This window comes from uncultured Kriegella sp., assembly GCF_963975415.1.
Classification (GTDB): Bacteria; Bacteroidota; Bacteroidia; order Flavobacteriales; family Flavobacteriaceae; genus Kriegella.
On sequence record NZ_CAXBGN010000001.1, the window covers coordinates 898,603 to 913,760 of the forward strand.

General features: G+C 40.1%; 10 protein-coding genes. 3 read left to right on the top strand and 7 right to left on the bottom strand.

Annotated elements, in window-relative coordinates:
* Window positions 1-53: 53 nt before the first annotated feature.
* Complete coding sequence (locus AACZ88_RS03740; RefSeq protein WP_339706376.1) at window positions 54-554, top strand: DUF6452 family protein; 501 nt, start codon at window positions 54-56, stop codon at window positions 552-554.
* Window positions 535-1,287: a DUF6048 family protein gene (locus AACZ88_RS03745; protein WP_339706379.1), complete on the top strand. Its 753-nt coding sequence runs from the start codon at window positions 535-537 to the stop codon at window positions 1,285-1,287. The genes AACZ88_RS03740 and AACZ88_RS03745 overlap by 20 nt, the downstream gene beginning before the upstream one ends.
* An 8-nt stretch (window positions 1,288-1,295) precedes the next feature.
* On the opposite strand, the gene AACZ88_RS03750 is transcribed toward AACZ88_RS03745, so the two are convergent.
* The gene (locus AACZ88_RS03750; RefSeq protein ID WP_339706382.1) at window positions 1,296-2,459 is read right to left on the bottom strand and encodes a THUMP domain-containing protein; all 1,164 of its coding nucleotides are present in this window, start codon (window positions 2,457-2,459) and stop codon (window positions 1,296-1,298) included.
* A 145-nt stretch (window positions 2,460-2,604) separates the two neighbouring features.
* Here AACZ88_RS03750 and AACZ88_RS03755 point away from each other — a divergent pair, with 145 nt between their 5' ends.
* Complete coding sequence (locus AACZ88_RS03755; RefSeq protein WP_339706385.1) at window positions 2,605-3,279, top strand: ZIP family metal transporter; 675 nt, start codon at window positions 2,605-2,607, stop codon at window positions 3,277-3,279.
* A 25-nt stretch (window positions 3,280-3,304) separates the two neighbouring features.
* On the opposite strand, the gene AACZ88_RS03760 is transcribed toward AACZ88_RS03755, so the two are convergent.
* The 6 genes from AACZ88_RS03760 to AACZ88_RS03785 all read right to left on the bottom strand — a co-directional run bounded on the left by AACZ88_RS03760 (window position 3,305) and on the right by AACZ88_RS03785 (window position 14,903).
* A complete protein-coding gene (locus tag AACZ88_RS03760) occupies window positions 3,305-5,539 on the bottom strand; it encodes a c-type cytochrome (RefSeq protein ID WP_339706388.1) in 2,235 nt (744 codons plus the stop codon).
* Between the two features lie 284 nt (window positions 5,540-5,823).
* Window positions 5,824-7,209: a putative oxidoreductase C-terminal domain-containing protein gene (locus AACZ88_RS03765; RefSeq protein WP_339706391.1), complete on the bottom strand. Its 1,386-nt coding sequence runs from the start codon at window positions 7,207-7,209 to the stop codon at window positions 5,824-5,826.
* A gap of 34 nt (window positions 7,210-7,243) precedes the next feature.
* On the bottom strand, window positions 7,244-8,620 hold the full coding sequence (locus AACZ88_RS03770; protein WP_339706393.1) for a Gfo/Idh/MocA family oxidoreductase: 1,377 nt from the start codon (window positions 8,618-8,620) through the stop codon (window positions 7,244-7,246).
* 5 nt (window positions 8,621-8,625) lie between these two features.
* Complete coding sequence (locus AACZ88_RS03775) at window positions 8,626-9,864, bottom strand: PmoA family protein (protein ID WP_339706396.1); 1,239 nt, start codon at window positions 9,862-9,864, stop codon at window positions 8,626-8,628.
* Between the two features lie 42 nt (window positions 9,865-9,906).
* Complete coding sequence (locus AACZ88_RS03780) at window positions 9,907-11,757, bottom strand: RagB/SusD family nutrient uptake outer membrane protein (RefSeq protein WP_339706399.1); 1,851 nt, start codon at window positions 11,755-11,757, stop codon at window positions 9,907-9,909.
* Between the two features lie 14 nt (window positions 11,758-11,771).
* Complete coding sequence (locus tag AACZ88_RS03785) at window positions 11,772-14,903, bottom strand: SusC/RagA family TonB-linked outer membrane protein (protein WP_339706402.1); 3,132 nt, start codon at window positions 14,901-14,903, stop codon at window positions 11,772-11,774.
* Window positions 14,904-15,158 lie beyond the last annotated feature (255 nt).

Consider the following 15,158-nt stretch of genomic DNA (forward strand, 5'->3'; position numbering starts at 1 on the left):
GCCAATACCTTTGAATAGTGGGAAGCGGCAAAGGCTGATTAAGTTTTAGATTGATGAAAAAAGTAAATATTGTCTTGAGTATCTTGTTGGGTATCATCTTTATCTCTTCGTGTGAAAAAGATGATATTTGTGTTGATGGTGCTACCCCGCTCTTATCTATAGAATTTTATGACGTTACGGATACTACCGAATTAAAAGATGTAACAACCTTAGTGGTTCAGGGCATTTTAGAAGATTCTGTATACCCTATTATAACCAATGTCTCCTTGAGCGCAATCGAACTACCCTTGCGCGTCGATGCAACGAGCACGACGTTCATCATATCAGAAAATTTAACGCCGACCGACAGCACCACAGTCAATAAAGATACCATTACCTTCAATTATGAAACGAAAGAACTATTTGTTTCCCGTGCCTGCGGATTTACTGCAAATTATGACAACCTACAAGGGAGCATAAACGATACCGATGCGGACCAATGGATGGAAGAAATTAAAATCATGACCACTTTGGTCGAAAATGATACCTTAGTCAATGTCAAAATACTTCATTAAACTTTGTTTGCTATTATTGTGCCTGCCGGCCATGGCGCAAAAAGATTCTTTAAATGTTAAGAACAAAGATTCGGTTGTTTACAAACAGGCCTACGGCATTCGCTTAGGAATTGATTTGAGCCGACCGGCCACCTCTTTTCTTGATGACAACTATACCGGATTGGAAATAGTAGGAGATTACAGGTTGACTCAAAAAATGTACGCAGCGGCCGAAATTGGGAATGAAAAAAAAACAATCGAAGAAGACCTCTATGATTTCACGGCTTCCGGCAGTTATATTAAACTGGGTATCGACTACAATACCTATGCCAATTGGTACGGTGAGAACAATGCAATTTTCGTTGGTGGGCGCTATGCTTTTGGTTCTTTTAGCCAAACCTTGAACAATTCCCAAATATTCGATACGAATCGCTATTGGCATCCCGAAGATTTTGTTGTCGGAAACTCTGCACCAATGGAATATAAGTCATTGAACGCCTCATGGATTGAAGCCGTATTAGGTATAAAAGCCGAGCTTTTTGCCAATATTTTCTTAGGAGCAAGTGTACGGTTAGGTGCTTTGATCACCAATAAAGACCCTGAGGGTTTTCGCAATTTATTCATCCCCGGTTTTAACAGGGTAACCGACAGTAGTATATTCGGGGTGGGCTATAATTATTCGCTCACCTATTTTATCCCCCTTTATAAAAAGGATAAAAAACCCAGCAAGAAAAAGGAGCTGACTACGGAGTAGTCAAACCACTATTCCGGTTTATTGTACTTGGCCTTTTTGCTTCCTTCATACATCACATATTTCACTAATCGAGACTCTAAATGACTATTAAAAACCTTTATTTTTCGGGAAGGTCGCAGTCCCACGTATTTTAAAGCTTCGAGATTAGAAGTTATAAACCAAGCTTCCGTTCCTGGATAACTGCGTTTTAGAGTGTCTCCTATTGAACCATAGAATTCTTCCATATCTAAATTCAACCGTTCACCATAAGGAGGGTTAAAGACCATTTTCAACGGTCCATCGTTAAACTTTTCGGTATTGAAGAAATTTTTCCGTTCTACTGTAATGTATTCCGAAAGATTTGCATTTTCTATATTCTCTTTTGCTTTTCGAACAGCTGAAGGGGCTTTATCATAACCAATAATTTTATGGGAAAATTCCCGGGCTTTCTTTAAACTGCTTTCAACGATCTTTTCGAAAAGTGCCTCATCAAAATCTTCCCACTTTTCAAAGGCAAATTCTTTTCTATTAATATTTGCAGGTATATTACAGGCAATCATTGCAGCTTCGGTAAGCATGGTACCACTACCACACATCGGATCTAGAAAATCAGACCTTCCATCCCATCCACTTAGTAATAATAGACCGGCGGCCAGCACTTCATTGATGGGAGCAATATTCGTTGAAATTCGGTACCCCCGATGATGCAACGATCTACCTGAACTGTCTAACGAAACATTACAATGATCCTTGTGAATGTGGATGTTTATGCGCACATCAGGAAACTTAACATCTACATTGGGACGAAATCCATCGGTATCACGAAACTTATCGACTATTGCATCCTTTACCTTTTGCGAAACATATAGCGAATGTGAAAAGTTGTCTGAGTTTACCGTAGTATCTATGGCAAAAGTGGTATCTACCGAAAGATATTCGGACCATTCCATATCATAGATTTTTTTATAGAGTTCGTTTTCACCCTGTACGGAAAAGGAATGAATCGGTTTTATGATTTTAATGGCTGTTCGCAGACACAAGTTTGCCTTGTACATAAAACCGGTATCGCCTTCAAAAGAAACATTTCGTACTCCCTCCTTTACATTACCGGCTCCTAAATTTCGGAGCTCTTTGGCTAAAATTTCTTCAAAACCAAACAAGGTCTTGGCGACCATTTTAAAATTATTGTTCATAGACCATTCTCAAATTCAGGCAAAAATACAGTATTTTTAATCCCTAGGACAAATTAGATTTCCATTGCCCTATCAAACTGTTTTTAGGTTTGCTATCTTGCGTTCTTTTTGTAAAAAATACAACACTTAACACCGAAGTCGTTTAATGAACTATTTATTACCCATTCTAGGGGTTTTATTAAGCTTTATATTTGTTTACCTAGTCAAGCCAAAAAACAAAGAGAACTTTAAATTGTTATTGGCTTTTAGTGGAGCTTTTCTTTTGGCGTTGACTTTATTTGAACTCTTTCCTGATGTATATCACCATTCAGATTCAAAGACAATCGGGCTGCTTGTAATGCTAGGCATTCTTTTACAAATTTTTTTGGAATTCTTTTCTAAAGGGGCCGAACATGGTCATATTCACGCCGATAGCAAGAATACCGAATTCCCTTGGCTATTATTTACCAGCCTTTCCATACATTCCTTTTTAGAAGGATTTCCCATTGAAGGCCACGATACCATTATTTATGGTATTCTGATACATAAGATTCCTATTGCCATTATTTTAAGTATATTTTTACTAGGGTCTGCAATGAAGTTGACCAAGGCTATATTCTTTATTGTCCTGTTTTCTTTAATGACACCCTTAGGAACCTTTATAACCGCAAATTTTGCATTTACCACACCATATTATGTTCCGATTACAGCCTTGGTCATAGGCATGTTTCTTCACATTTCAACCGTTATTTTGTTTGAAAGCTCAGAAGGGCATAAATTTAATCTACGCAAGATTGTAGCAATAATAGCGGGCATTATAATTGCCTATTATTTGGCCTGACCCTTCAGATACTTTTATAATTAGCTTATGGTAAGCCTTCCAACACCGCTTCGAGCTCTTCGATAGTGTATTCTGAACCACTTTCAGGTTTGTTTTGGCGAAGTTCCTTAACCTTGTTTGGCCTCAGACCTTTCGGATAATCTGTAAATGCATTGCCTACATATGAAATTATAGCCGATATATCGGCATCTGAAAGCGTTTCATTACTAGAAAGACCGGGCATCACATGGTTTAATTCATATAATGAACCATTCACATGAATTGGTCCTTTCAATCCATGTAAAATAATAAGGGCAAGTTTTTCAGGCTTGGTTACATGCTCTGAGTTCACCAATGGAGGTGCCAAGCCCTCAATTCCACTACCACTGTCTTGATGACAGGCAGCACAAATTTGACGATATAATTTTGCCCCTTTTGTTCGGGAATCTTGTGAACGACTTTTAGTTACATAAATAGGGTTCTTTTTGACTTCTTTTTTACGTTGCAAATTCTTTGTCACTAAGTCTTCAAAAGAGCTTTTTTCTCCTTCGCCCTTTGAAACAACACGTAAAAGTTCATCTCCTACCCCTTGTGTTCCACTAACTATGGCTTCTTGGAAAACCGCATTACCCTCATATTTACTTTCCAATTCATTTAACAATGGAATAAACTTGTCACCTGAAATATTGGCCCACATGCCGAGTGTGGTAGCAAGGTATAAATCAATTGATTTATCATTTTTCGAGGCCAACTTTTCAAAAAGTACTTGGGCCTCGGTTACGTTTTCATCGGAAATATAATCTTCCAGCAATACTATAGCGTGCGAAACGACTGCAGCATCGCTAGTTTCAGCGACATCTTTCAACATATCAAACGACAGGCTATCCAACCCTTTCAAAGTATACATTGCATGCATTTGCGTCAACGGAGCACTGGCATTTTTGGCCATTTTCTGCAATTGGGGAACCGCATCGACCTTACGTTTATAAATCAATTTATGTTGGGCGCGATCCCGCAACCATCCGTTTTTGCTTTTTAACAATTCGAGTAATTCCGGTGTAGACAAAGCACTCAAATCTGTACTATTCTCAACCTTGCCGTCGGTCGGTCGTATTCTAAAAATACGGCCAAAATTGACCAAAGTATCCAACTTTTCAACTTTGGCTTTCTCCTTTAAATACGGACTCAAAAAGGCGTGGTGCTGTATCACGCCACGATGCATATCGACTACATACAAATTACCTTCAGGACCATGGTTCATGCTTACGGGTCGAAAACCCTCGTCTGTAGAAGCCAGAAACTCTTTTCCTTCCCAGGCTTGCTTTGCCGTTACCTTATCACCCTGATATGATAAAATATTACGCTTAATCAAATTTGCCTCCGGTATGCAGACAAAAACATTTTCATCATAATCGCTTGGAAAATTGCCCCCGCGATAGACCAAAGGCCCGCAAGCAGCAGTAACATCTATAAGTATACTGTCTTTATTCAAAACTCCTTTGACATAACCACGATTTACGGCGGCGGCATGAAGCGGATAAACCCGCTGATCTTTGGTCAATATCTGATTAACGCCTTTCTCTGGCACCATAAATTCATTTCTAATCAATCTGTTCGGCAATATATAATCGCCCAACAGTTGTGTAGAGTTGTTGTTATAAAATAGTCTTCCAAAGTTATCTTTCGTAATTCCCCATTGTCCTCGAAAAGTGGTCGGTTCTTTAATCCAGACCCCATTTTTTCTTTGATATCGAAAGTGTGACCCTGCATTATAGATCCAGTTATCGATATTCATTTTAAGTCCATTTGGCTGATATTCAGGATTGCCATCTGCCGCATAGATTGAATCGACCAAAACCCTATTTGTAGGTTTATCGTTCTCGATGTCAACAAAATATAAGTTTGGGGGTTCGGCATAAAGCAATCCTCCATAAGCTATCGCCAATGCACGGGGCATCACCAAGCTATCGAGAAATATTTTTGCATGGTCCATTACCCCGTCTTCGTCTCTATCTTCAAGTATTTTAATGGATCCATTGGGTAAATTCTCACCCGTACCATCGATATTACCCATAAAGCCGGGCATTTCGGCGACCCAAATACGACCCTTGTTGTCAAAATCTATCGCAACAGGAGTATTTAACAGAGGTTCAGATGCTATAACATCTAAGTCAAAACCTGGTTCGACCTTATAATTGTCGATGGTTATTTTAGTCTCTTTAAAGTCTGTCTTACAGGAAAATACAATCAGGGAAAGGACAATGCAAATAGTTACTCTCATAAAATTTAATCGATTACATACTAAAACGGCGATTATCCGAAAATATTCTTGTTTGCTGGGTAAAGATGCGGATGATATGGCATCCAAAGCCAGAATTTGTTGCAATAATACCACTTCAATTCTAAAGATGCCATTCAATTAACTAAAAAATAACTGGTGCTTTTCGGCCGATAACAATATCCCTAAAAAAAGTGTAGTGTCAACGCAACAAGCCGAGCTTGAAATCAAAACATTTTTAGCAAACTTCCCACAACAGCCAACAATTTAAAAAAGCGTTAAAAACGTTATTTACTTCTGGCCATTTTATATGCCTCGATCGTTGTATAATACTTGGTGATCATATTAGGAACTTCCCAAGCGGGCAATTCACCTTTGTCCAAATATTTTAAATAATTCTGGGTAACCTGACCGAAATGGGCTTCGTGCCCTACTTTAAAAGAATCCGGAATATTAACTTTCCACATTTTTTTGGATATTCTCTCGACCGTAGTACCAGGATAATGTTGCGCTACTTGTTGTTCCAATGCATTGTTCAGCTCCGCTTCAAAACCAGTATCATCATTTGCCTCAACATACAATATCGGCTTATAACCTTCTTCCTCTCCCTGCTTAATAATCAGATTACTCTTCGTACCGCGCATGATACTATAATGCGTATCGGCTGCACCGGCCGGGGCCTCGTAATTCCATATAACGGAAACTTTTGCGTGTTTTCCATTTATCTTATAGATCATTTCACCATTGCAATAGACGTTCAGCTTGTCACCATCCAAATCTTTTTTCAAATAATCAGGATACTCTTCTTGCTTGGTTACTTTTGTAAATTCCGCTTTTGTCAATGTCGTTGGCCATCTTCTCGCCTTTAGCATCTCAACATCGGAAGAATCGATAATCTGATCGGGAAAAGCTTCCCACTGTACCAAATCAACCAAATGGGTCGTAACATCAACAATGCCCTCCCCTTCTTCCACAATATCAAAAAACCAAGAAGGACGTACCAAAGGCTTTCCAGAGACAATTTTAGAAAAATGATGCACACTTTCTTTACTGATTGCCGGCTCATCGACGGATCCATCTACCAACTCACCAAAAACGGATGGTAAAGTGGAAAATAGCTTTTGCATGCCCGTAGTAGATTCAAAACGTTCGGTCATAATATCATATATCATAAGACCTTTCTCGTCGGCGATTTTAAAAGCTTCCTTCAACTTTTCAAAGCCTTCTTCATTGATAACCAAAGGCTTATCAGCATACACATTCAAACCCGATTTTACCGCCTCTAAAATATAGTCGACCTTTTTCGAATTTTTACCAGCAACAATCATTACGTTACCCGGCTTTTCAGCTAACATCGCATTCAAGTAATCATCACCGAGCTGCTTTTTTACCGTCCAGCTGGTAGGACTATCAGGCCTTGTATTATACCCATCGATTTTACTCAAAAAGTCTTGAACTTCAGGACCATCAGGTGCATAGACATAACTGGTAGAATCTACCTGTGGATACATCGTTTTTTGAACTAGGGCCGCATGGAAGTGACCTGGATCCAAAGTCATAAAAGTTACTTTTTCCTTGGGCACTTCCGATGTGGTTTGGTTCTCTTCTTTTTTTGCTTTTTCCGCACAACTAATACAGATACAAATCAGCAAAGCCGATATACTCTTTCGCATAAAATACTATTTTAAAACTTTGCGACTAATATAACTATACTTTTACATAATCTGTTCCATAAGGCTTTCTTTGTGTTCTATGCAACATGGCGTTAGCCTCATTGTCATTGATGAACATTTCTTTCTCGTTGTCCCATTCTAGTTTTCTATCGAATTGCATGGCAATATCACTGATCAAACATATGGCACAGGCCTTATGCCCTTTTTCAATCGGAGAAATAGGTGCTTTACGGGTTTTGATACATTCGAGCCAGTTACCGTGCTGATCGTCAATTTTATAGAGATGGGTCTCATTGGCCCCAATTACAGAGTCTAAAATTTTAGGATCTGAGGCATTTAAAGCTTTACTACTCTTTTCTTTATCTACCGGATCGGAAGCTGATGCGGTATATGAACCACGAGAAACAAATATCCATCCATCTTCACCAATATATTTAATACCATTTGGATAACCACCGCTGGTATAAACCGTTATTCCATTTTCATATTCGTGCTTTACAAAGAAATCTCCATGAACGTTCCATAAACCTGATTTTGGAAATTCAGCCAATGCTTCAACTGAAATTGGCCCCGTTAGTTCCGTATTCATTCCCCAAGCAGCGGAATCATAGTGGTGCTGACCCCAACCCGTAATCATTCCGGCGCCGTAATTACGTATGCGCAACCAGCCTGGTCTACTATACCCTTTCTGCGGATGCACCCCTATTTCAGTATAAGGAACTTCAGGGGTAGACCCCAACCACATATCGAAATTCAAATTACTGGGTACGGGCATAGCTGGAGCTTCCGGGCCACCAGGATCACCCGGAAGTCCGATTTTAACCGTATGTATTTTACCTATGCGACCGTTTCTAACCAATTCGGCCGCGACCCTAAATTGCGGCATCGCCCGTTGTTGGGTGCCGACCTGAAGTATAGCTCCAGTTTTCTGAACTGCCTCCCGCAATTGCTGCCCTTCCTTAATTGTTAGCGAAGTTGGTTTCTGCACGTAAATATCTTTACCTGCCAATGCAGCTTCCATGGCAGGTTGCGAATGCCAGTGATCGGGCGTACTGATTACCACGGCATCTATATCTTTATTAAGTAACATTTCACGATAATCCTCGTAAATTTTAGTATCCATGTACTTCTCCTTTCCAGTCTTTTCCTTGTAGAATTTATCTACCAAGACCTTAGCATCGGCAGCCCGGTTCGAATCAAGGTCACAAACAGCCACATAACGTGCATCATCAAAACGGATGGTATCGTGAATATCGTGATCACGGGCTATACGGCCACAGCCTATCTGCCCTATATTTATTTTATTGCTTGGTGCGTTTTTCCCAAAAACACTTGAGGGCACAATTGAAGGGAAAGCTACCATTGCCGCGGTTCCCATAGTTGTTCTATTGATAAACTTTCTTCTTTGCATTATATCTATTTTAAAATTTCTATCTCTTTTTTGGTAGCAAAAGCTTGCCAATAGGCCTCAGCTTCGTCAGCAGAAAGTTTGCCGTCGAATACGACCATTCTATATTTTAATTGATAATCTTTATTCGGTTCAATTTTCCATTCCTTGTGTCTAATGGGGCAAAATTCGAAAAACATATCGCCCCTACCCCCATTTCCATCGATCGGCCAGATACGCATAGGCTCAGGATGGGACCGATTATCGGGGTAGCTCATAAACAAAATACCACTGGTTCCTTTTCCATCAGCCGATGCCCCACTAACAATACACCATCGGGCATTGGTGCCATCTGCCGTAAGTCGATCATTGCCTTCAGAAGTAAGCACTGCACAATTATCTTTATGCCACCGTTCGGTAAAACGCATGCCAATTCCACCGCCATAGCGATAGGCTTCAAATAATATACCAGACTCTAATGGAGAACTAAAGGTAGTCGTATAATCGAATATATAACGGTCTGGGCGGTCCAAATTCCAAACCTTAATCTCTAAATTTTCGTTCAACGCAACCTGTGGCTCCTCATTAGTAAGAAAATCAATATGTTCTTGGGATGCACTAAAAGCTCCGAAAATAGGCCCTGAAGCCATTTGATTGAATTCTTTGAAAAGTACGGTACCTTTCTTATCTCCAAGATTCCAAAAATCAACCTGCTGTCCTTCTATCTGTGTATGCGTCCAAGGCCCCCAAATACCGTAATGATGATAATGATCCGGGGGTTGAATTCGGCTCAATATATCTCCCGAAGGAGTTCGAACGGGATGAATATAACCCGATTTTTTAAAAATGGAATCCACACCTTTTGGTGGATAGGTCATCCCGTAACGATAAGTTAGCACAGGTTTTCCATCTGTCGATATATCTAGATTTCCGTCATTTTTGGTGATGGCAACCCTAGTTTCACCTTCAACATCAGTTTCTTCAATCTTTTCGAAATTGTAGGATGCACTACTATCGGCATTATGTAAAAACCAAAGTTTTTTTTGCGCTTTATCTATTTGAAAGGGAATCTCCTTCTGATTCTTTAGTAGCACTAAATCGTCATCCATAGTCCACCCTAAACCGCTCAATTCCTGTGCATTTAAGGCTACTGGAACCGTTTGGGTCTTACCTTCACCGCCATGAACCTTAAAGCGAAAGGTTTCTTTTTCCGCACAAGAAACTAAGGCTAGTGCAAGGCCAAAAAAAATAAAATGCTTCTTTCCCATAAATTTAGACGGTGGAATTTACAAAATACCGATCAATTTAGTTTATTCGGTTTCAGGAATTGTGGTTAAAGGCGCTATATTGTTCTCTGCCCCCGGATATCCTTCGTTCTGATTAATCTGCCCCTGCGTATTTGCATTGATTGCCGGTGCTGGTACCGGCCATAGCACATGATACGGACTCATAGTGTACTCATCACCGTGGATGGTTTTGAGACCGATGTTATAAAAATCGGTGACTTCCATGATTCTATCGTACCAGAAGTTCTTTTGCGAAAAATTATCCAAACTATAGGTTTCACCATTATAGGCCGTTTTTCCAGTTTGGGCAAAAATAAAGGCGATACGTGTCAATTCAGTTTTTCTATTTTCCTCATAATATAGTTCTCTCGCGCGTTCGTCTAAAATATAATCAATATCTATATCGGCTGCGGTAATCTCATCGGCCTCTACCCTTCTACGTACGACATTGATATCTTCTGCCGCCAAAGCTAATTGTCCTTTCCAGAAATAAGCTTCGGCCCTTAATAGATAGGTTTCGGCTAATCGGTAGACATACCAATCACCATGACCGCCCGATGGCTTAACAGCTAGTGGGTCTTCTACATACAGTTTATATTGCGGAAAATCGTACCAATTTCGAATCGTATCTGAACACAAAGGTGTTCCATCAGGAAGATAAAGCTCAAGGTTTTTACCGTAAAAAGAATTGCCGGCCTCTTTTAAACTTGGTGCATTATAGACCAAATCTTCCATTTCTACCCAGTTCCCATCTTTAAAACGTTGGTCATTGTTCGCATTTTCCCAGATTTGTTCAGTACTATAGGCCGTACCCCTGTTTCTTCCAATACCTCTACCATATTTTAAAACTTGATCTATTTCAATGCCGGGGTTATCCGACATTCCGTTTTGCCCATCAGGCGTATTTATAAATCGCCACCATAATGGGGTGGCTTGTCTCATAATGCTGGTACCGCCTGAAAAATCACCATTATTTTCGAAACCTAGACGATCAATAACCAATAGAATCCCCTCAGTATTGCCCGGCACACTCTTATTTTCCACTTGGTGCAAATCCCAGGTAACGTCCTTGGTTGGATCGTCGGCATCAACACCGAAGCGACTAGTCATTAGGGCATGTGTTCCGTCATTTATGATTTGGGAAGCCGATGCTATGGCCGCATCAAAATCGGTCAAAGCCAAATTTACCTTGGTCAATAAATGCAGTACAGCAGCCCTATTTATGTCACCATTATTTGAGACTTCATTGACCATGGGCACTGCCATATTCAAATCTTCCTGCATTTTTCTGAGAATAGTCTCCCTAGTGGTAGAAACAAAGTCAAGTCTCGGTGTTGTAATCTCCTCCAAGATCAGAGGAATATCACCAAATTGTTGGGTCAATCGATAGTAACGATATGCCCTATGAAACAAGGCCCTTCCTAAAATATCATTTTTCTGGGCATCACTATCAAACTCGGCATCATCCAGCCTCCCTATTACGGTATTGGCATACTTAATTCCCTTATAAAATTCTTGCCAAAACCACCCTATCCGATTAAAATTGGCACTGTTAAGATTCGCATCCGGTAGGATCAAAAGATTCAAATCTTGGGCGGGTCCTGATTTATCGGTAGTACCTTCTACCGAAACTTCAGAAAAGATGTTTTCGGTAATCATAGGCGCCCCATCACCGTAATATTCCGCACGTAAATTCCGCATAGCTTGTGACAAGAGACTATTAAATCCGTCAGGGGTATTTAAGGCATTGCTAGGTGTAAAAAACGATTGAGGATCTGCATCTAAAAATTCCTCCTCACACGCGGTGAGTAGCAAAGCCACAACACAGACAGCTTTCAAAACACTTTTGTGATATTTATTTATATTTTTTTTCATGGCTATATATTTTATTAAAGACTTAAATCTATTCCAACTGTAAAAAAGCGCGGTGTAGGTAAACTCGGATTCGTAGTACCATTGGAGTTTCTGCCGTCGATATCGGTAGGCTCGGGATCATAAAAATCCCAATGAGGTGCCCAAACAGCAACATTTCGTACATTACCATAGATACGTAAGCTTTGAATTGATAATTTCTCTAGAAGATTTTTGGGAAACCTATAGGCCAAAGTGATATTGCTCAATCGAATAAAGGATGCCTCTCTCCAAATGGCAAAGTTTGAACTACCATCACTGGAAAACAAGCGAGCATAATCGTTAATAGGATTATCAGGTGTCCAATACGGTGTTTGAATAGAATTCGTACGATCGATAAAACCATTTCTGTTTTTAGCTTCGTTGAAAACCCTTTTCTGACCCCAGTTGGAATAAACTTCAAAAGAGAAGTCAAAATTTTTCAACATCGTAAACCTATTCGACATTGCCCAACTAAAGCGCGGAGACCGATAGCCTTGAAAGACATTGTCGTCTACCGTAAAATCTCCACTGTTGTCAACATCCCTAATTTTCCAGTCTCCAGGGAAAACCCCGTATTCCGCAGCAGCAACCGCCTCATCTTCTTGCCAAATGCCAATAGCCTCTTGCCCCCATATCACATCGGTGGCTTCACCAATAAAACGCTGATTGGTTATATCATCAAGTTCATTACCATTTTCGTCCAGGTCGCCATACAGTTTATTTATTTTATTCCTGTTCAGGGAGAAATTAAAATTGGTATTCCACGAAAAATTCTCTTTGTTATAATTCTGGGTGGAAAGTGTGAATTCCAATCCTTTATTTTCAATTTCACCTAGATTTGTGGTTACATTATCAAAACCAATAATATTGGGCAATTGACGCGTTACAATCAAATCACTTGTGATATTTCGGTATGCCTCGACCGACCCTTCGACTATACCATCGGCAAAACTAAAATCGAGTCCGAGGTTGGTCGCTTTCGTACGTTCCCATCGAAGTTCCGTATTTTCTTGGGTGCCGTTATCAAAAGTGGGCACCGTAATCACATTCCCCCCAGCGTCAACATTAAGATATTTGTTTGCGTTAAGTTGTGATAGCGCAGTAAATCGCCCGATATCCCTATTGCCATTTTCACCATAAGACAGCCTTAATTTAAGAAAATTTACAAATTCTGAATTAAAAAACTTCTCATTTGATATGGTCCAAGCCCCAGCAATTGATGGAAAGTATGCTCTTTTGTTATTTTCCCCGAATGCAGAATAGCCGTCCCTTCTCATGGTCCAGGTAATCAGGTAACGTGAATCATAATTATAGTTCAATCGGGTCATGATCGCGTCACCCGTGCTAGTGACATCTTCACTATCAACTGTTTGCACAGTACCCAATTCCAAGGCACTATACCCCAAGGCGTCACTTGGTTCAAATGTGTTGGCCCGTGATCTTGTAAAATAACTATTGTATTTTTCACCATAGACTAAAAACATAAGGTTGAAGGTATGCTTGTCTATTGTTTTGTCCCAACGTAAAATATTATCCAATTGCCACTCATTAATCTTAGTAACAGATCTTTCGGCAGACCCTATGACATTTTCAGGACTAGCAGCACTGGCATGATTATAATACTCCCTAAACTCCAAACGATTCGTATACCCCAATTCATAGGAAAAACCCAGGGGTAACTTTATTTTAGCATACACCCTAGCGTTAAAGGTATGATCTAGATCTATACGGTCATTGAATAGCTGGTCTAAAAAGGCATTGGTCGCCCCGGCACCACTGTCATCTTGCGGACTCAAACGAATATTTCCTTCATCATCATAAAAGGAACCCCAAGGAGATGATCTTTCTATTTGCCCTCTATCCGCAGCAATAAAGCCCTCATCACGCTTGGCAAACTGAGTGTTCATACCCACTGTCAACCAATCGTTTATATCGGCATCTAAGTTTAAACGAGAACGTAATGCCTCGAATTTTTCACCGTCATAGATACCTTCGTTGGAAGTTCTGCCAATCGACCAATAGTAATTCAGACCTCCGTTTCTTCCCGAAACACTCGTATTGATATCGTTTCGAAAGCCGGTCTGAATAATTCGGTCATACCAATCTATACTTCTACCTTCCAAATAGTTTCCAATCTCCACATCCTGAAAACCAATTCTATTTAACCATGCCCTTGTTGGATCACCTGCCGAACCGTCATAGGCCAACCACTGCTCCAAAGAAACCCCAGCAGGCAAGTTGTTCGGGTCATCATACCTACCAGGGTTATCAATGGTGTTCTGCGGATTGATGCTTTTAAAAACATCGGACCGCCAGTTGACATACCCTTGAGCACCGTAAGGCCTTTCTTTATAAGCGTCGGCAGCAAAACCAACACTGGTGTTAACATTAATGGTCGGTTTATCACTTGTCCCTCTTTTTGTAGTAACCAGTATTACGCCGCTAGCGCCACGTGCACCATAGACAGCAGCCGAACTGGCATCTTTCATGACATCTAGTTTATCAATGTCAGAGGGAGCAATATCAGATAGATCGCCGTTATAAATCATACCATCGACAACGATTAATGGACTAGAGCCAGCGGTCAAACTATTGTTTCCCCTAATTCTAATTTGGCTGGTTCCTTTTGGTGAAGCTGAAAGGCCGATACTCAAACCCGCAACATTGCCCCGCAAAACGTCGGTTACCGAGTTCGTAGATTGATCGGAAAGGCCGTCGGCATCAATTTGGGAAATAGCACCGGTCAAATCTTTTTTCTTTACCGCCCCATACCCCACCAATACTACCTCATCTAAAGTAGAGGCACTTGGCTCCATGGTGGTGTTAATTTGCGAGTTAGCATTGACAGGAATTTCTTGTTCTCCATAACCTATATAACTAATGACAAGTACGGCGTTTTGATTAGAGACCTCAATTGAGTAATTGCCATCAAAGTCCGTAGACACTCCATTAGTCGTGCCCTTTTCTACAATGGAAGCACCTGGCAGTGGTGTTTCCAATTCATCAAAAACAGTTCCAGTAACCGTAAAACCGTTCTGCCCATAGGTTAAGGATGAAAAGGCGAACATACATAACAAAGCCGCAAGGACAGGTTTGCCTAACTTGAGTGGTGGTGTTGGGTATTTCATAAATCAGTTGTTAAAAGTGAGTTATTCTAGTTTGAACCAAGTCTTGAAAGCAACATTTCAGAAATGGATCCCGACAAAGCTAAAAAAAATTACATTTTATGCAACCGATTACGTTAAATATTTACTAAAAATTTATCAAAGTACCCATTTTGCAGATACTATCACATTATAAATAGCCATATAAAGCCTTAAATATCGATTTTTTTAAATTTTATATTTTTTACTAACAATTAGTTGCGTAATATTGTTGCATTA